The organism is Streptomyces daghestanicus (assembly GCF_020521275.1).
GTDB lineage: Bacteria > Actinomycetota > Actinomycetes > Streptomycetales > Streptomycetaceae > Streptomyces > Streptomyces griseoviridis.
Window position 1 is genome coordinate 366,063 of the sequence record NZ_BNDX01000008.1, and the last position, 18,686, is coordinate 384,748.

Here is an 18,686-nt window from a genome sequence, read left to right on the forward strand (position 1 = left end):
GGCGAGAGGCCGGGACCTCCAACTCAGGTTAGGCTCACCTCTGTGAGTCAGTGCTCAATCGTCTCTCAGGACCTCGCCGAGCCCGTTTCGGGGACCGCGGCGACCGCCCGGACCTGGCTGCTGCTGGAACAGCCCGGCCCGTGGGGCGCCAAGGCGCTCACCTCCAGCCACCTGGACCCCGCGGTGGGGCGCGCCCTGGAGAAGGCGGCCCGGGGCACCGGCGTACGGATCGCGCTGATCCGCCGACCCGGGCGCCACGCGGACGCGGGGACGTCCGCCGAGCGCCGCGTCTACGTGGCCCACACCGCCCCGAGGAGCACCTGGCTGCACACCGCCGCGCTCACCGACCCCGCCCGCCTGCTCGGCCTGGACTTCGCCGCGCTCGGCCGGGGCGACCACCGCGGCTTCGACGACGTGCTCGCCGGCACGCCGCACACCGGCGACCCGCTCGTCCTCGTCTGCACCAACGGCAAGCGCGACCGGTGCTGCGCTCTGCTCGGCCGGCCGCTGGCCGCCGAACTGGCCGCCGCCGGGACCGACGGCGTCTGGGAGGTCACCCATCTCGGGGGCCACCGGTTCTCCCCCACCGTCCTCGTCCTGCCGTACGGGTACGCCTACGGCCGGGTCGACGCGGGGGCCGTCCGGGAGATCCTGCGCGGTGTGCGGGAGGGGCGGATCGTGCCGGCGGGCTGCCGTGGCAGCTCGGCCTGGGAACGGCCCGGACAGGCCGCCGAGCTGGCCGTCCGCGCGGCGGCAGGCGAGGACGCCGCCGGGGTGCTGGACGTGGTGCGGACCGACGGTGCGGCACCGCACTGGGAGGTGACCGTGGCCCACACGGACGGACGGCACTGGCGGGTCACGGTGGCCCAGGGCGCGTCCCAGCCGCCGCGCCCGGAGAGCTGCGGAGCCTCCGTCCTCGGCTCACCGGCGCGGATGGAGATCACCGGCGTCCGGGAACTGACGCTGGCGTCGGCCCTCGCGAGCTGACCCGCGCTCCGGCGCCGGGGCGCCCGCGCGCGGGGGCCGCAGCGCCGGGGCGGGGAAGATCCGCCTCCCGCCCCGCTTCGGTCCGCCGCGCGCACCACGTACCGTCAAGGGCCATGAGCTCCACTTCCGCCCCGCGCCGTCTGCGCCTCGGCCTGCCGCGCCGGGTCTTCTCCCAGGTGCTGCTGATGCAGGTGGCGATCGCCGCGGGGGTCGCGGTGCTGGCCACCGGGCTGTTCCTGGCGCCGCTCGGCGATCAGCTGGACGACCAGGCGATGCGCCGGGCGCTGGCCATCGCGCAGACCACCGCGCAGCAGCCGCAACTCGCGGCGGATCTGCGGAGCACGCCCGCGACGGCGGACGGCCCGGTGCAGCGGGAGGCGGAACTGGTCCGCGAGGCCACCGGGGCCGAGTACGTCGTGGTCATGGACCGGCGCGGCGTGCGCTGGTCGCACACCGACCCGGCCCGGATCGGCGCGGCCGTGTCGACCGACCCCGGCGAGGCCCTGGCCGGGCACGAGGTCATGGAGATCGACGAGGGCACCCTGGGCCGCTCGGCGCGCGGCAAGGTACCGCTGCGCGACGGCTCCGGCGAGATCGTCGGGGCGGTGTCCGTGGGCATCGCCTACGACAGCGTCCGGGCCCGTCTGCTGCACGCCGTGCCCGGTCTCCTCGCGTACGCCGGGGGCGCGCTGGCGGTCGGCGCGCTGGCCGCCTGGCTGATCGCGCGCCGGGTCCAGCGGCAGACCCGTGACCTGGCCTTCTCCGACATCGCGGCGCTGCTCGCGGAGCGCGAGGCGATGCTGCACGGCATCCGGGAGGGGGTCGTCGCCCTGGACCGGGAGGGCCGCGTCCGCCTCCTCAACGACGAGGCGCGGCGCCTGCTGGACATCGGCGACGAGGCCCTGGGCCGCTCCCCCGACGAGGCGCTCGGCGCGGGCCGTACGGCCGAGGTGCTGGCCGGCCGGGTCACCGGCACCGACCTGCTCACCGTCCGCGGCCCGCGTGTCCTGGTCGCCAACCGGATGCCCACCGACGACGGCGGCGCCGTGGCCACCCTGCGCGACCGCACCGAACTGGAGCAGCTCGGCCGGGAACTGGACTCCACCCGCGGCCTGATCGACGCCCTGCGCGCCCAGGACCACGAACACGCCAACCGCATGCACACCCTGCTGGGCCTGCTGGAGCTGGAGATGTACGACGACGCCGCGGAGTTCATCGGCGAGGTCGTCGGTGACCAGCGGGCCACCGCCGAGCAGATCACCGAGCGCGTCACCGACCCGCTGCTGGCGGCGCTGCTGGTCGGCAAGGCGACGGTCGCGGCCGAGCGCGGGGTGACCCTGTGGGTGTCGGACCGGACCCGGCTGCCGGGCCGGCTGATCGACCCGGGGGGACTGGTCACGGTCGTCGGGAACCTGGTCGACAACGCCGTGGACGCCGCGGCGGGCACCCGGCACGCGCGCGTGGAGGTCGAACTGCGGGGCGAGGGGCGTACGGCGGTGCTGCGGGTCCGCGACACCGGGCCGGGCATCCCGGCCGACCGGCGGGAGGTGGTGTTCACGGAGGGCTGGTCCACCAAGGAGCCGCCGGCCCACCGGCGGCGCGGCATCGGGCTCTCCCTGGTCCGTACGTTCGCCGAGCGCCAGGGCGGCAGCGTCACGGCCGGCGAGGCGCCCGGCGGCGGCGCCGAGTTCACCGTCGTCCTGCCCGAGGCACTGGCCGCACCCGCGCCTGCGTCTGCGCCTGCGCCTGCGCCTGCGCCTGCGCCTGCGCCTGCGCCTGCGCCTGCGCTCGCCGGGTCTTCGTCCGGACCGGCCGATACCGGGAACGCCGCCGGGAACACCGCCGGAACCGCTGCCGGAAGTGCCGCCGGGGAGGGGGAGGGACGGTGATCGAGGTCCTGATCGTGGACGACGATCCCCGCGTGGCACGGGTGAACGCCGCCTACGTCGAGAAGGTGCCGGGCTTCCACGTGGCCGGCGAGGCGCACAGCGCGGCCGAGGCACTGCGGCGACTGGCCGCACCGCCCCGGCCCGACCTCGTCCTCATGGACCACTACCTGCCGGACCGGACCGGTCTGACGGTCGTCCAGGAGATGCGGCGGCTGGGCCTCCAGACCGACGTGATCATGGTGACGGCCGCGCGGGACGTGGCGACCGTGCAGGCGGCGATGCGCCAGGGCGCGTTGCAGTACCTGGTCAAGCCGTTCGCCTTCGCGGGCCTGCGGATCAAACTGGAGGCGTACGCGGAGCTGCGCCGCACCCTCGACGGCGGCGGCGAGGCCGAACAGGCCGAGGTGGACCGGATGTTCGGAGCCCTGTCCGCGCCCTCGGAGCCGGGGCTGCCCAAAGGGCACTCCCCCACCACCGCCGAGCTGGTGCGCCAGTGCCTGATGGGGGCCGAGGGGTCGTTGTCGGCCCAGGAGATCGCCGAGCGGACCGGGGTGAGCCGCCAGACCGCCCAGCGCTATCTGAAACTGCTGGAGCGCACGGGCCGGGCCCGGCTGACCCTCAGATACGGCGACGCGGGCCGCCCGGAACACCGTTACGTGTGGGCGACCCGCGCGTGAGGGTGGGACACCCGGCCGGTACGAGGTGCCGGACCGCTCCGTCACACGGCCCCGGCTCCCGTCAGCGCCCGCACCTCGGTCTCCGCGTGCCTGGCCGGGTCCGGCGGCTCCGGGGAGGTGACCGTGCCGAGCCAGCCCGCGAGGAATCCCAGCGGGATCGAGACGACGCCCGGGTTCTGCAACGGGAAGTACTGGAAGTCGACGCCCGGGAACAGCGCCCCGGGGCTGCCCGACACCACCGGTGACACCAGCACCAGCGACACCGCCGGGACCAGGCCGCCGTAGACCGACCACACCGCCCCCCGCGTGGTGAAGCGGCGCCAGAACAGGGAGTACATCAAGGCCGACAGGTTGGCGGAGGCGGCCACGGCGAAGGCGAGGCCCACCAGGAAGGCGACGTTGAGGTCCCGGGCCAGCAGATCGGAGCCCGGGTGGATCACGGGTGGAGCCGGAAACGGCCAGGACTCCACCCGTGGGTGGAGTCCTGGGGCGGGACGGCGGGACGGCCCCGCACGGCGGCGGCCCCTGCGGCAGCAGGGCCCTGGACGGGCCCGCACGGCCGCCTTCCCGCAGGCCCGGCAGACGCGGCAGAGGGCCTCTACGCGTCGATCCGGGACCGGTCGAGCGTCGCCGCCGAGTTGGAGATGAACTCCTTGCGGGGAGCGACGTCGTTGCCCATCAGCAGGTCGAAGACCTGCTCGGCGGCCTCCAGGTCGGTGAGGTTGATCCGGCGCAGGGTCCGCCGCCTCGGGTCCATGGTCGTCTCGGCCAGCTGGTCGGCGTCCATCTCGCCGAGGCCCTTGTACCGCTGGATGGAGTCCTTGTACCGGATGCCCTTGCTCTGGAACTCCATCAGCTTGTCGCGCAGCTCGCGGTCCGAGTACGTGTAGACGTACTTGTCCTGGCCCTTCTTCGGCTGCGTGATCTCGATGCGGTGCAGCGGCGGCACCGCGGCGAAGACCCGGCCCGCCTCGACCATGGGCCGCATGTAGCGGTGGAAGAGGGTCAGCAGCAGCGTGCGGATGTGCGAGCCGTCGACGTCGGCGTCGGTCATCATGATGATCTTGCCATAGCGGGCGGTGTCGATGTCGAAGGTCCGGCCCGAACCGGCTCCTATGACCTGGATGATCGCGCCGCACTCGGCGTTCTTCAGCATGTCCGACACGGACGACTTCTGGACGTTGAGGATCTTGCCCCGGATCGGCAGCAGCGCCTGGAACTCGGAGTTGCGGGCGAGCTTCGCCGTGCCGAGCGCGGAGTCTCCCTCGACGATGAACAGCTCGCTGCGGTCGACGTCGTCGCTGCGGCAGTCGGCCAGCTTGGCGGGCAGCGAGGAGGACTCCAGGGCCGTCTTGCGGCGCTGCGCGTCCTTGTGCTGGCGTGCGGCGATACGGGTGCGGGCAGCCGCGACCGCCTTCTCCATGACGACGCGCGCCTGCTGGGCGGCGTCACGCCTGGTCGAGGTCAGGAACGCCTTGAGTTCCTTGGTGATCACGTTGTTCACGATCCGGCGGGCCGCCGAGGTACCGAGCACCTCCTTGGTCTGCCCCTCGAACTGGGGTTCGGCCAGACGTACGGTGACGACCGCCGTGAGCCCTTCGAGGGCGTCGTCCTTGACGATGTCGTCCTCGGCGACGCGGAGCAGCTTCTTGGCGCGCAGCACCTCGTTCATCGTCTTGGCGACGGCCTGCTCGAAGCCGGCGACGTGGGTGCCGCCCTTGGGCGTGGCGATGATGTTGACGAACGACTTGACCGTCGTGTCGTAGCCGGTGCCCCAGCGCATCGCCACGTCGACCCCGAGGTCGCGGGTGACCTCGGTGGGCGTCATCTGCCCGTGCTCGTCGAGGACGGGCACCGTCTCCTTGAAGGTGCCCTGCCCGGTGAAGCGGAGGACGTCGCAGATGCCCCGGTCGCTGGCCAGGTACTCGCAGAACTCGCTGATGCCGCCGTCGAAGCGGAAGGACTCCTCGCCCTTGCTGCCGCCCTCGCCGAGACCGAACTCGTCCCGGACGACGATGGTCAGGCCGGGCACCAGGAAAGCGGTCTGGCGGGCCCGCTGGTGCAGGTTCTCCAGGGAGAGCTTGGCGTCCTTGAGGAAGATCTGCCGGTCCGCCCAGTACCGCACGCGCGTGCCGCTGCGCGACTTCGGGATCTTCTTGGCCTTGCGCAGCCCGCTCGCGGCCTCGAACCGGGCGTCCGCGCCGCCGCCGGCGAAGGAGCCGGGGACACCGCGCCGGAAGCTGATGGCGTGGGTGTGGCCACCGCGGTCCACCTCGACGTCCAGGCGCGCGGACAGCGCGTTGACCACGGATGCGCCGACGCCGTGCAGACCGCCGGACGCGGCGTAGGAACCGCCGCCGAACTTGCCGCCGGCGTGCAGCTTGGTCATGACGACCTCGACGCCCGAGAGGCCGGTCTTGGGCTCGACGTCGACCGGGATGCCCCGGCCGTTGTCCCGCACCTCCACCGAGCCGTCGTCGTGGAGGATCACGTCGATGTGGTCGCAGTAGCCGCCCAGGGCCTCGTCCACGGAGTTGTCGATGATCTCCCACAGGCAGTGCATCAGACCGCGGCTGTCGGTCGATCCGATGTACATACCGGGGCGCTTGCGCACGGCCTCGAGCCCCTCGAGGACGAGCAGGTGCCGCGCGGTGTAGTTGGAACCGTCCCGGTCTGCTCCTGCCAGCAGCGCAGTGGACGGCACGGACGTCTCGGCGGTCACGCGGTTCGCTCCTCGCTGAATTTCAGATGGGGCCCTGTTGGGTAAGGGCGCGGCGTCGTTCACCGCTCAGAGGGTACCGAGCCCTGGTAGAGCCGTTGTAACGCCACCCTCGTCACGGAGTCAGCCTAGTCCACGGTCGCATACCTGTTCGATCCCTCGATGGAGTGAAGCACACATCACGTTCCCTTCGAGGCATGAACCATTTAGGCTCCGGGCACGTCCTCATGAACAACCGGCAAGCCAGCCGGCGGGGACCGACACTGACCGACAGCGCGAACCCGTACCACACACAGACACGCGATACGGCACATTCGCCGCCAACCGGCAACAGCCAGCCTCCTCGGAAACTTTTTTCGAGGAAAAGCCACGAGCGGGAACGTTTTGGGGCTGGTTGGATGTTGACCCTGGTACGACAGCTCGTCGAGCTAGAGAAGAGGCGACGTGACTACTGTTCTGACTTCCGCGAGCCCGCTGACGGCCGCCGACCGTTGCGACCGCTGCGGGGCCCAGGCCTACCTCCGCGTAGTCCTGCTGAGCGGCGGGGAACTGCTCTTCTGTGCCCACCACGGGCGCAAGTTCGAGCCGGAGCTCAAGAAGATCGCCGCTGAGATACAGGACGAGACCGAGCGCCTGACCTCCGTCCCGGCAAGCGACTCCGAAGACGAGCGCTGATATTTCGCGTCCCACGACGAGCGAGACCGGCACAGGCCGGTGAGGGCGGGCCGCCTCCCAACCCGGAGGCGGCCCGCTCTCGCTCTTTCGCGAAGACCTCTCATCCCCCGTCGGCCGCCCTGGTCCCGCCCTCGGGGGCCGCACCGCCCGCTTCGCGTCCCATGCTCCGCAGGACGGCGGAGACGCGCGTGTACACCCCTGGGCTGTCCGGCCGACCGCAGCCGCTTCCCCAGGACACCAGCCCGATCAGCTTGCCCCGGGCCACCAGCGGCCCCCCGCTGTCGCCCTGGCAGGCGTCCCGGCCGCCGTCCTGGTCACCGGCGCAGACCATCGTCTCGGCGCGGTACTGCCCTTCCTCGCTCCCCGGATACGCCTGCTCGCACAGCGCGTCGGCCAGGACGCGCACGCGGGCCCCGTGCAGGCTGGTCGCGTAGTCACCGGCGCCCGAGGTGTCCCCCCAGCCGTAGACCACCGCTTCCGTGCCGGGCCGGTAGGCGGGGTCGCCCTCGGCCGCCATCGTCAGGACCGAGCCGGCCGGAAGGGGCTCGGAGAGGGTGAGCACGGCGAAGTCGCCGGTGTTGCTGACATCGTCGTAGTCCGGGTTCACCCGGACGTCCCGCACCGGGATCTCCGCTCCCCCGTCCGCCAGCAGGTCCGTACGCCCCGTGACGACCTTGAGGTCGCGCAGCTGCTCCGGCGGTGTTCCGAGGACCTCCCGACCCAGGCAGTGGGCGGCCGTGAGCACGGTCGTCCGCCCGACGGCCACTCCCCCGCAGAACTGCCCCGCCCGCGTCCCCCCGAACCGGTCACGGCTGGACAGGGCCACCGTCCAGGGGCTGTCGGCCACCTCCACCGGGAATCCCCCGACGACGACGCTGTCGGCCACCGCCGGGCGCGCGGCCGGCAGCGGTGATCCCAGGGACGGCCCCGGGGGCACCGCCAGTGATATGGCGATCGAGACGGCCGCCAGGACCAGCGGCCGGGCCAGCGCCCGGACGTAAGGGCGACGCATACGGACTCCTCACTCCATGTGGTCGTGAAACACCCAGAGTGATCCACCCGGAGTCGCCCCGCACCCCAACGAAGACGGACCCGCGCCCTCCCGGCACGGCGAAGGGCCCGGCCCCCGAGGCGGGGTCCGGGCCCTGACGACCGTGGCGGTGTGACCTAGTCGAGGTAGTCGCGCAGCACCTGCGAACGGGACGGGTGGCGCAGCTTGGACATGGTCTTGGACTCGATCTGGCGGATGCGCTCACGCGTGACGCCGTAGACCTTGCCGATCTCGTCGAGGGTCTTCGGCTGACCGTCGGTGAGACCGAACCGCATGGAGACGACGCCCGCCTCGCGCTCGGAGAGCGTGTCGAGGACGGAGTGCAGTTGCTCCTGCAGAAGCGTGAAGCTGACCGCGTCGGCCGGGACGACCGCCTCGGAGTCCTCGATGAGGTCACCGAACTCGCTGTCGCCGTCCTCGCCCAGCGGGGTGTGCAGCGAGATGGGCTCGCGGCCGTACTTCTGGACCTCGATGACCTTCTCCGGGGTCATGTCGAGTTCCTTGGCCAGCTCCTCCGGGGTGGGCTCGCGGCCCAGGTCCTGGAGCATCTGGCGCTGCACACGGGCGAGCTTGTTGATGACCTCGACCATGTGCACCGGGATACGGATGGTGCGGGCCTGGTCGGCCATGGCGCGGGTGATCGCCTGACGGATCCACCAGGTGGCGTACGTGGAGAACTTGTAGCCCTTGGTGTAGTCGAACTTCTCCACCGCGCGGATCAGACCGAGGTTGCCCTCCTGGATGAGGTCCAGGAAGAGCATGCCGCGGCCGGTGTACCGCTTGGCCAGGGAGACCACCAGACGGAGGTTGGCCTCCAGGAGGTGGTTCTTGGCGCGGCGGCCGTCCTCGGCGATGATCTCCAGCTCGCGCTTGAGCTTCGGGGCGAGCTTGTCGGCGTTGGCGAGCTTGTCCTCGGCGAACAGACCGGCCTCGATGCGCTTGGCGAGCTCGACCTCCTGCTCGGCGTTGAGCAGGGGGACCTTGCCGATCTGCTTGAGGTAGTCCTTGACCGGGTCGGCGGTGGCACCGGCCGCGGCGACCTGCTGGGCCGGCGCGTCGTCCTCGTCGTCGTCGGACAGTACGAAGCCCGCGTTCTCGGTGCCCTCGGGCTCGGCCTCGACCTTGGTGTCCTCGAGCACCTCGTCCTCGAGGAGCTCGGCGTCGTCCTTCTTGGCCGTGGTCTTCTTGGCCGCCGTCTTCTTCGCGGTGGCGGTCGTCTTCTTGGCCGCCGTCTTCTTGGCGGTCGTCTTCTTGGCCGCCGCCTTCCTGGCGGGCGCCTCTTCCTCGACGGCGGGCTCTGCCGCGGGGGGCGCCGGGCTGGCGGCGGCCTTCCTGCTGGTCACCGTCTTGGCCGCGACCGTCTTGGTGGCGGTGCGCTTGGCCGGACTCTTCGCTGCGACGCTCTTTCGGGTGCGCTTGGGCTCCGCGGCACTGACCATCAGCGTCACACCCTCTTCCTCGAGGATCTGGTTGAGGCTGCGCAGTACGTTCTTCCACTGAGTGGCCGGAATCTGGTCAGCTTCGAAGGCCCGACGCACGTCGTCGCCGGCGATCTGCCCCTCAGCCTTTCCCCGCTCAATGAGCGCCATGACAGAGACGGACTCGGCGATCTCCGGCGGGAGCGTACGGGATGTGCTGGCCGACACGAACAACCTCTCGGAACGTTGAAAACGGCTTCCGGCCCCGTCCGGGGAGGACGGGAGCCGACCGCCGGCTTGGGGATGGGCCGACGGCGCGGGCGGGGCCGGGAGAGGCACAGCGCCGTGAACGGCGTCCGTATTCCCTCCGCGGCTGTCACCTCTTAGGTCATCGCGTTGTTCCCACGAGCGTTACGCCCAATCCGCGTGGCCCGAGTCACACCCCGAAAGAGAGCAAACTCGGTCAGATGACTCCAGAAGGGATCACTGACTGCCCCCGTCCGATCCGAACGCGCCACAACCATGACCTCACACCGCCGACCCCGCAGAGCCGTCCAGGCGCTGCGGGGTCGGCGGCGGCGGCGACCGGCCGGGCGCCGCCACAGGAGGGGATGGCACGCCCGGCCGGTTGCCGCTGGGAGGGGCGCTGTCAGTGCTCGCGGGGGGCGGGCACCACGCGCTCCACCTCGGGGTGGACCGTGAGCAGTTGGCGCATGGCCGACTCGGCGCCCATGCCGTCACCGGCCGCGAGGGCGTCGACGATCCGCGCGTGCTGGGCCAGCGACACGTCGTTCGGTCTGTCACAGCCCGTGACCGGGCCGCCGGACACCTGGAGGGCGGCGGACACGATGCCGGAGAGGTGCTCCAGCATGCGGTTGCCCGCGACCTGGATGAGCAGGGAGTGGAATTCGGCGTCGGCACGGGAGAAGGTGAGGGCGTCGCCCTGCGCCATGGCGTGTCCCATGACGCCGACCATGTCGGTGAGGCGCTGCTGCACTTCCTCCCGGCCGTGCCCGGCGGCGAGGCGGGCGGCCAGCGGCTCGATCGTCCAGCGCAGCTCGTTCAGCTCGCGGCGCTGGTCGTCGCGCTGGGGTCCGAAGGCCCGCCATTCGATGATGTCCGGGTCGAGCAGGTTCCAGTCGCTGACGGGGCGCACGCGCGTACCGACGTTCGGACGGGCGCTCACCAGTCCTTTGGCCTCCAGGACGCGCAGGGACTCCCGGACCACGGTGCGGGACACCTCGAAGCGCTGGCCGATCTCTTCGGGCACAAGGGGACGGTCGGCACCCAGATCTCCGGAAACGATCATCTGACCGAGCTGCTGAACCAGTTGTCCGTGCAGCCCGCGGCCACGGTTGCCCGCGCTGCGCCGGCTCACCCGGCCCAGTTCGGGGTCCGCCCCTTCCCAGGCGGGTGCTCCGACGCGGTCGACGGCGGGCGCCTCGGCGTAGGGGTAGCGGTCGAGTCCGCCCGCACTCGCGAGGCCGGAGTCGGCGTTACGGGCGGCGGTCATCATGGTGTGCGCAAGGGTACTCACGCATCCTTTGTCGGCGCCGTTCCCAACTCCCTTGAGGTCTTTGGTGAAAAGCACACGAAAGGGTGATCGCTCACCCCTTCGCAATTGACGCCTTATCGGAAAGAAATGGACTTTCCTCGGGGAGTTGCGAGCACGCCCGGAATCGAGAGGTCAGTCGGTCGTCATCGGACCCGGCCGCGCAGGGTCATGAGCAGATACGCGCAGAGCAGGGTGGTCAGCGACAACGCCAGTGCGCTGCCCACGGGTTGGACGAGCACGCGCAGCACCGCCGCCACGTAACGCTCCCCGCCGAAGGGCCACTGCGACAGCAGAACCTCGCGCAGCCGCATCGGGAAGTCCGCCGCGCTGCGAACGGACCGCCCGTTCCAGACCCTCTGCACGACCGGGACGACGAGCACGGGTACGGCCACCACGGCCGCGAGCCCGGCCGTGGTGGACCGGAAGAGACCCGCGGCCAGCAGCCCGGCCCAGGCGCAGCCGATCACCAGACCGGCCCATCCCGCGCTCAAGGAGAGCCAATCCGCAGGAACTCGCGCGAGTTCCCGGCCGTAGAACACGTGGAGCACCTGCGCGTCACAGGCCACCGTGAGCGCGGCCAGCAGCAGCGCGGTCACCGCGGAGACGAGGAGTTTGGCGCTCAGCAGCCCCAGCCGCCGGGGCACGGTGCCGCGGTCCGCCGCCAGGGCGGGGTGACGGAACTCGTCACCGAAGGCGAGGGCGCCCAGCAGTCCCGCTCCGAGCGCGGCCGGCGGCAGCGGCACCTGGCGCGGCCATGCGGCCAGCAGACGCGACTGCGGGGTGTGTCCGATCCGGGCGAGGACCACGGCGGTCACGGCGGACAGGACGAGCACGGCGGCCCCGGTGACGAGCCCGGTGCCGACACCGGTGACGCGGCGGCACTCGTAGCGCAGAGGGCGGAGCGGGCTCGGCGCGGAGCGTACGGAGATGGGGGGCGGGAGCGGTGCGCTGCCGGCGCCGGTCCGCCCGGGGACGAGGGACGTGCCCTGCGGGGGCCTTCGGGGGGTGTTGTCCCGCGTTTCCTGCCCTGCGGGCGCGGTGCGGTCGTCATCGGCCGGTCCGTCGTGCCCGTTGAGCCCGGTGAGGTGCTCACCGGCCGGTCCGTCGTCTCCGGCGACCCCTTCGGAGTCCGCGCCGGGGCCCATGTCGCCCACTTCGTCGGCCAGTCGATGGACGAGGACGCCGTGCCGGAAGGCGGTCTCTCCCACGTCCGCGCACGTACTGCCGTACACGGAGAGCCGGTTGCCGCCTTCGCGGATCACCTCGATCGAACGGTGGCCGGTGCGCGCCTCCTTGGCGAGGAGCGTGGCGAGGCGGGCGGCGTACGGGGTGCGGACGGCGACGCGGGGGCGCAGGCGGGTGCGCGAGAAATCCGCCGCGGACTGGTCGGCTACGAGCCGGCCCCGGTCCAGCGTGACGACGTGGTCGGCGGTGCGCGCGGCCTCCTTGGGGTCGGCCGTGGTGTACAGGACCGTGCCGCCCTGGTCCGCGTAGGTGCGCAGCGCTCCGTGCAGCCAGTGCCCCTCCCGCGTGGAAAGCCCCTCGGCCGGGCCGTCGAGGACCAGGGTGTGCGGATCGGCCAGCAGGGCGCAGGCGAGGCCGAGGCGACGGTCCATGCCGCGCGACAGGGTGCCGAGGCGTTCGTCGCGCAGACTCACGAGACCGACCGCCTCCAGCACTTCGTCGGCGCGGCGGACCGGAACGCCGGCCGCCGCGCAGAGCATGCGCAGATGCCCGCGGGCCGTACGGGCCGGATGGCCGGGCACTTCGCCCAGCAGTACGCCGACTTCCCGTGCCGGGTGGGCGATGCGGTGCAGGGGGCGGCCTCTGAAGTGCGTGATGCCGCGCCCCGGTTGCAGTTCGAGCATGAGTCTCAGCGCCGTCGTCTTACCGGCGCCCGGTGCCCCGAGCAGTGCGGTGACGCGCCCCGCGAGCGCCTCGAAGGAGACATCGTCGACGGCTGGCGGAAGCTCTTTGCGTGGTGTGCTGGTCAGTCCGAAGGCCTGGATCACCCGCAGCAAGATAGCGCGGTATGTCCGGTTTTTCGGGCATCGCACGGCCCGCCCCCAGCACCGGCCGCCCGGCTCGACGGCTCGACGGCTCGACGGCTCGACGGCTCGACGGCTCGACGGCTCAACGGCTCAACGGCTCAACGGCTCAACGGCTCAAGGATCACCGTACGGGCGATCACCGTACGGGCGATCACCGTACGGCGGCCGGGCGAGCGCGCTGTCTCCGCTCACCTCCGGGCCGTCACACCTCGGGCCGGAGCATGGGCGGGTTGAGCAGTGTCGCGCCGCCGGCCCGGAAGAGCTGGGCCGGGCGGCCGCCCTGGCGGGTGGTCGTGCCGCCCGTGGGGACGAGGAAGCCCGGGGTGCCGGTGACCTTGCGGTGGAAGTTGCGCGGGTCCAGGGCCACTCCCCAGACCGCCTCGTAGACGCGGCGCAGCTCGCCGACCGTGAACTCGGGCGGGCAGAACGCCGTGGCCAGTGACGAGTACTCGATCTTGGAGCGGGCCCGCTCCACCCCGTCGGCCAGGATCTGGGCGTGGTCGAAGGCCAGTGGGGCGACGGGCTCGCCCTCGCGGCCGTAGCCGTTCTGCCCCAGCAGTTCCTCGACCGGCGCCCAGCGGGCGTTGCTGGCGTCGCCGCCCGCCCGGGGTGCGGGCAGGTCGGGCGCGAGGGCGAGGTGGGCGACGCTCACCACCCGCATCCGGGGGTCGCGCCCGGGGTCGCCGTACGTCGCCAACTGTTCCAGGTGGGCGCCGTTGTCCTGGGCGGGGGCGGCGGGGTCGTGGACGCACAGTCCGGTCTCCTCCGCCAGTTCGCGCGCCGCCGCCTGCGCCAGGTCCTCGTCCGGCCGGACGAAACCGCCGGGCAGCGCCCAGCGCCCCTTGAACGGTGATTCGCCCCTGCGTACCGCCAGCGAGCACAGGGAGTGGCGACGCACGGTCAGTACGACCAGGTCCACTGTGACGGCGAAGGGCGGGAAGTCTGACGGGTCGTAGGGCATGACGCGATCATAGTCGTCTTCCTGACGATAAACACGTTGTTCACCGCTTGTACCGTCCGCTGGTCCAGCAGCGTACGGGATCGGGCCCACCTTGCGCTCCCGGTGGTCGTACCGTCCGGTCTCGTACCCGGTCACACCCCCAGTTGCAGCCCTTCAGCCGCCTCCTCGACCATGGCCAGGCCCAGTCTGCCGACCCGCACGGAGAAGGGTGCCCCGGCGACCCGGAGCCCGGACAGGCCGATCTCCCCCAGGGGCGCCCCGCGCAGGGGATGCAGGGCGACCGTCCCGGCGGGCACGTCGGGGCGGATGCCCACGAGCGTGGTGAGCAGCGCGACGCCCGCTGCCGCCGCCGTGGCGGCCGGGCGGCAGGCCGCCGGGTGCGGTACGGGAACGCCTCCCTCCGTGCGCTGCTCCCCCGCGTACATCTCGGGCAGCCGGTGGCCGAAGGCGGCGGCTGCGGACAGCACCCCGCGCAGCAGCGCACCGGCCTCCTTCTCATGCCCTGCGGCGGCCAGGCCCGCCACCGCGACCGCCGTCTCATGGACCCGGACGGCGCCGGCGCGGTGACCGAACGGGTTGTACCCCGCCTCCTTGGTGCCGAGTCCGCGCAGTCCCCAGCCGGAGTCCATGGCGGGGCTGCCCAGCAGCCGGGCGAGCTGACCGGTCCGGGCCCCGTCCAGCAGGCCCGGTGCGTGGACGCCTCCGCCCAGCAGCCCGGTGTCGAGGAGGTGCGCGGCGCCTGAACCGAGGTGCCGTACGGGGCGGCCGTCGGGCATGCGGGCCGCCACGGGCCGGCCGCCGCCGGGGTCCTCGATCCAGAAGTCCCGGCGGAACGCGCCGCGCAGGTCCTCCGCCCACTGCCGCAGTCCGGTGCCGCCCGGTCTGCCGCAGGCGTCCAGCAGGTCGGCGCCGAGCAGGGCCGCCCGGTGGGCGTGGGCCTGGGTCTCGCAGCGGACCGGTCCGCCGGGCTGGGGGGAGGGGACGTAGGTGCCGTCTCCTACGGTGTTCCGCAGCCAGGTCAGGCAGTGCTCGGCCGCCGGCAGCAGCTCGTCCGTCTCCGCTTCGGGGAGGCCCCAGCGACGGGCCTCCGCGAGGAGCACGGGGAAGAGCAGGGTGGCCTCGGTGCCGGTGCACACCGCCGGCAGATGCGGGCCGGCGTCGCGTCGGGGTCCGGGGATCATGCCGGAGCGCGGTGTGGCGGCGGGGATCTGGGTGCGGGCGAGGACACGCAGCGTCCCTGCCGCGAGCCGGGTGCCGAGGGGGAGCGCCATCCGGGCCGCCGCGAGTGCCTCGGCCGGGGCGAGGCCGCAGCGCCAGGGTGCTCCGGCCGCCGGATACAGGTCGGCGGGGCGGGTCCGGTCGCGCAGCAGGAGGGCGCGGAGGTCGGCGACGCTCGTCCGGAGGAACGCGGCCACCTGCGGGTCGTCGCCTCGCGCGGTGGCGGAGGCGAGCGGACCGGTCGCGAGGTGACCGGCCGCCCGGACCGGGTTCGCGCCATCCGCCCGCACCTTGAGCTCCAGGCTCGCGTTGCCGCCCGGCGGGAGGTCGAACTCCCAGCGCAGCACTCCCGCCGAGGCGAGCGCGTCGGCGGGTGGCGGGTCGGCCGTGACGGAGGACGTCCCGGCGGGGCATCTCCAGCGCAGGCCCGAGTCGTGCACGGTGGCGGGCAGGTCCGGCCCTGCGGCGCCCGCCGCGATGGTCCCGAGGTCGGCCAGGTCCGTGCCGAGGGACAGCTCGACGGGGAGGCGCAAGGGGCGGGTGGCCGTGTTGCGCAAGGTGATCCGCTCCGTGCCGTCCGCGTGCCGGGTCCGTTCGACGACGACGTCCGGGTCGGGTGTGGGCGGCGAGGAGACACCGACCGTCCCGACGAAGCGGGCACGGTCGGCGGCGGTCATGCGCGCCTGCACGGCGACCGGTTCGCGCCCCGCCACGAGGAGCCGGCTTCGGGAGAGCAGCCGTCTGCCGTTCCGGTAGAACCCCTCCAGCCCACGGCCGGTCAACTGGCCTTGATCACCGGATACGGCCAGGCCCGGCAGCGCGACGCAGATCATGACGTCGTGGGCGGGCGGCAGGGCACCGGAAGGTCGTCCGCCCCTCGGCACGGCGCCTCCGCGAGCGGCCGGCCGGCTGTGCGGCCGCTCCCCCGGGAGCATCCGTGCGTCTGCCCGCGGTGGCGTCCGGCCGTCCGGGCGGGCCGGCGTGGGAGGCGGCAGGGGAAGGGGAGGGTGGCTGGTCGGCGTGGGAGAGGAGTTGGGGGCGGCAGCGGAGCGGGCCGGCGTGGGAGAGGAGTTGGGGGCGGCAGCGGAGCGGGCCGGCGCAGGAGGGGGAGTCGGGACGGCCGGGGTGGCTTCGGAACCGCTCGTCGGCACGTCGTCTTCGCTCTTCTCGACCGGCTTCGGTCGTCCGGCCCCCCGCTCCTCCACTCGCCCCGGTCGCCGGATGACCCGCTCCCCCGCACACCCCGGTCGTCCGGCATCCCGCTCCTCCCCCCGCCCAGGCCCTCCGGGGGACCTCACCGGTTCACGCCCGTGAGGCGCCCCGGTACCGCCAGGAGCCGGACCGGTGGCGTCGGCCTCGACGGGCGGAGTCGGCTCATGCATACGGGGACTTCCTCTGCGCTCGACAGGGCTCGGGCGGGAACGGTGCCGTCTGCGGAACCGGTCGGGGCCCTGGACCGATGGCCCCGTGGCCCGCCCCGGTGTGCCGCCACATGAGTGAACGGAACCGGCCTCCTCCGGGTCACGCTCACGGCTCCACACGGCCAAGCGGACAGCGGCTCCTCTCAGCCGGGTCATCGACGAGGCCCTCCCTCGGACGGGCTCGCCGACGCGCCGACCCGCGCCCACCGCCCCCGCTCCGCGCCTGGCGGGAAGGAGTTCCACGCACCGGCTACTCCGCATTCGCGGCCTCTCCCCCTCCGCTGTCCCGCTCCCCCGTCCGAAGGTCCGGCCCGGTGCCCGTCTCCCGCCGGCCGAGGGGTGAGCGCCGCGTGCGGTCCGACGAGGCAGGCACCGGACGTGTACCGGCCCCGGGGGTGCGGGGACGCGTCCGGGCGGCGCCCGCCTCCCGGCCTCGCGTACGCGGACGGCGGCGGGTGCCGCTCAGCGTGCCGGTGGTACAGGCGGGCGTCGGCCGGCGGGCCGTCGTCGACGTCACGGAGACGGAGGAGGACTCGTCCGGCAGCGGGTCCGGCGCGCGACTGTGGGTTTCGTCGGCGGCGGCCTCGTGTCCGGCCGGGCCGGTCCCCGCTTCCCGTCGTACCGGAGTGCGGTCGCTCCCTTGTCCGGCGTCCTCTCCGGTCGGCGTCCCGGTCGTCCCCGAGGGCTGACGGCCCGTGCGTTCACCGCGCAGGCAGGTGCGGATCGTCTCCGGGTCGAGGCCTTCGTTGCAGGCCTGGTGGAGGAGTCGGGCGAAGAGGTAGTCGGGGTCCGCGGCCAGGGCCATGGCCAGCGCTTCTCGCGCCTCCAGTTCATCACCGGTGGACCAGGCGACCCAGCCGGCCAGGGTGAGGGGCGCGGCGGCGTACTCGCCGTAGGAGCCGGTGCAGCGGCGGGCCAGGGCACGCCACAGCCGCAGCGCCCGAGGTGCCGCGTCGCCTTCCATCCACTCGGCCGCGCGGTCGCGGGTCGTCCGGTCCTGCAGTCCGAGGATCAGCCGGGCGGCCTCGTCAGGGGCCAGCAGTTCGTCGTCGCGCAGGTCGGCCCGGACCACACCGGTCACCGTCGGGGCGCCCGCCAGCCGCTCCATGATCCGCTCCGCCAGTCCGAGCGTCTCCTCGGCGACCTCCGCGCGGCTGCCGTCGTGGAGGATGCGGGAGACCAGGGTCATGCTGGCCGCGTCGAGCGCGGCCTCCTGCGCGCGGGCGGTGGAGCCCTCCGTGGGGCGCAGCCTGGCGTGCAGGTCGCGCAGGGTGCCCCGTACCTGGATGCCCGCGTAGGTGGCCGCGGCGGCCAGCACGGATGTGCCGGGCAGGCCCATCGGCGTGCCCTCGGCCGGGCAGCAGGGCTGGTCGCAGCAGTACGACCAGAACCGTCCGTCCGAGATGCACAGGGCCTCGACCACGGGCACGTCGAGAGCGCCGCTTTCGACCCGCACCCGCTGGGCCAGAGCGCGCAGCCTGTTCATCACCTGCCGGCCGGTCTCTCCGTCGCCGGGTTCCTGGCAGAGGTAGACCACCATCTGTCCGGGGCGGGCACCCCTGCGCGTACTGCCGGTCACGAGGCCGTGGACGAGTTGCCTGGCCGCCGCGCCCCAGTCGTCCTCGTGCGGGGGGATGCCCAGCCGCGCCCGGCCGCCGAACCGGCCCCGCCCGTCCCGCTCGGTCAGGGCGACCAGGACGATGCTGTCCTCGGGTCGGTAGCCGAGGAGGTACGGCAGCGCGTCGGCCAACTCGGCCGGGGTGCGCAAGGTGATCGGGGACGCGTCGTCGTGCGGCTGCGGGACGCTGTGGTCTGACCGCTCCCGGCCGCTGATGTCGCCGTTCTCGGAGGGGCCGGTCGGTCCGTTGTGGTTCGTCATGGCCCGACGATCTCGCGGAACGCAGGACTCCGCTCAGCCCTGTGGATAACTCACATCGCGGACATGCCATCAACGGGAAGCGCGCTGCCGGCGGCGCTCGGCCGCTCCCGCGGGCAGCCGCCCGTCCCGTCACCGCATGGAGACGAGCAAGGGCGTACCGGTACCCGCGACCGCTCCGGAACCAC

The 18,686-nt window shown here is 73.0% G+C and carries 12 protein-coding genes and 1 pseudogene; 4 read left to right on the top strand and 9 right to left on the bottom strand.

Annotated features, from left to right (window positions below; translation table 11 throughout):
• Positions 1-42 precede the first annotated feature (42 nt).
• The 3 genes from Sdagh_RS11125 (at position 43) to Sdagh_RS11135 (ending at position 3,553) form a co-directional block, all read left to right on the top strand.
• Positions 43-987: a ferredoxin family protein gene (locus tag Sdagh_RS11125; RefSeq protein ID WP_189420945.1), complete on the top strand. Its 945-nt coding sequence runs from the start codon at positions 43-45 to the stop codon at positions 985-987.
• Between the two features lie 113 nt (positions 988-1,100).
• Positions 1,101-2,876 (top strand): ATP-binding protein, encoded by a 1,776-nt coding sequence (locus tag Sdagh_RS11130; RefSeq protein WP_190077962.1) that lies wholly within the window; start codon positions 1,101-1,103, stop codon positions 2,874-2,876.
• Positions 2,873-3,553, top strand: a complete 681-nt coding sequence (locus tag Sdagh_RS11135) for a response regulator (protein WP_189420943.1) — start codon at positions 2,873-2,875, stop codon at positions 3,551-3,553. Before Sdagh_RS11130 ends, Sdagh_RS11135 begins: the two co-directional genes overlap by 4 nt.
• A gap of 41 nt (positions 3,554-3,594) precedes the next feature.
• Here the strand turns inward: Sdagh_RS11135 and Sdagh_RS11140 are convergent.
• Together Sdagh_RS11140 and Sdagh_RS11145 are read right to left on the bottom strand one after the other, a co-directional pair.
• Positions 3,595-3,981 (bottom strand): annotated as a pseudogene (locus tag Sdagh_RS11140) (sodium:solute symporter family transporter); the annotation flags it as partial.
• 170 nt (positions 3,982-4,151) lie between these two features.
• Entirely contained in the window at positions 4,152-6,275 is a 2,124-nt protein-coding gene (locus Sdagh_RS11145) for a DNA gyrase/topoisomerase IV subunit B (RefSeq protein WP_189420942.1), read from the bottom strand.
• Positions 6,276-6,716: 441 nt separating this feature from the next.
• Here Sdagh_RS11145 and Sdagh_RS11150 point away from each other — a divergent pair, with 441 nt between their 5' ends.
• Complete coding sequence (locus tag Sdagh_RS11150) at positions 6,717-6,947, top strand: DUF7455 domain-containing protein (protein ID WP_189420941.1); 231 nt, start codon at positions 6,717-6,719, stop codon at positions 6,945-6,947.
• 100 nt (positions 6,948-7,047) lie between these two features.
• Here Sdagh_RS11150 and Sdagh_RS11155 read toward each other — a convergent pair whose 3' ends face one another.
• The 7 genes from Sdagh_RS11155 to Sdagh_RS11185 all read right to left on the bottom strand — a co-directional run bounded on the left by Sdagh_RS11155 (position 7,048) and on the right by Sdagh_RS11185 (position 18,501).
• Positions 7,048-7,959 (bottom strand): S1 family peptidase, encoded by a 912-nt coding sequence (locus tag Sdagh_RS11155; RefSeq protein ID WP_189420940.1) that lies wholly within the window; start codon positions 7,957-7,959, stop codon positions 7,048-7,050.
• Between the two features lie 155 nt (positions 7,960-8,114).
• Entirely contained in the window at positions 8,115-9,644 is a 1,530-nt protein-coding gene (locus Sdagh_RS11160) for an RNA polymerase sigma factor (protein ID WP_190077961.1), read from the bottom strand.
• 421 nt (positions 9,645-10,065) lie between these two features.
• Positions 10,066-10,953: a FadR/GntR family transcriptional regulator gene (locus Sdagh_RS11165; RefSeq protein WP_189420937.1), complete on the bottom strand. Its 888-nt coding sequence runs from the start codon at positions 10,951-10,953 to the stop codon at positions 10,066-10,068.
• A gap of 161 nt (positions 10,954-11,114) precedes the next feature.
• Positions 11,115-12,983: an ABC transporter ATP-binding protein gene (locus Sdagh_RS11170; protein ID WP_190077960.1), complete on the bottom strand. Its 1,869-nt coding sequence runs from the start codon at positions 12,981-12,983 to the stop codon at positions 11,115-11,117.
• A 241-nt stretch (positions 12,984-13,224) separates the two neighbouring features.
• Entirely contained in the window at positions 13,225-13,983 is a 759-nt protein-coding gene (locus tag Sdagh_RS11175; protein ID WP_189420933.1) for an NUDIX hydrolase, read from the bottom strand.
• Positions 13,984-14,114: 131 nt separating this feature from the next.
• Entirely contained in the window at positions 14,115-16,034 is a 1,920-nt protein-coding gene (locus Sdagh_RS11180) for a glycogen debranching N-terminal domain-containing protein (protein ID WP_226535322.1), read from the bottom strand.
• Positions 16,035-16,872: 838 nt separating this feature from the next.
• The gene (locus Sdagh_RS11185) at positions 16,873-18,501 is read right to left on the bottom strand and encodes a DUF4192 domain-containing protein (RefSeq protein ID WP_190077959.1); all 1,629 of its coding nucleotides are present in this window, start codon (positions 18,499-18,501) and stop codon (positions 16,873-16,875) included.
• Positions 18,502-18,686: the final 185 nt, after the last annotated feature.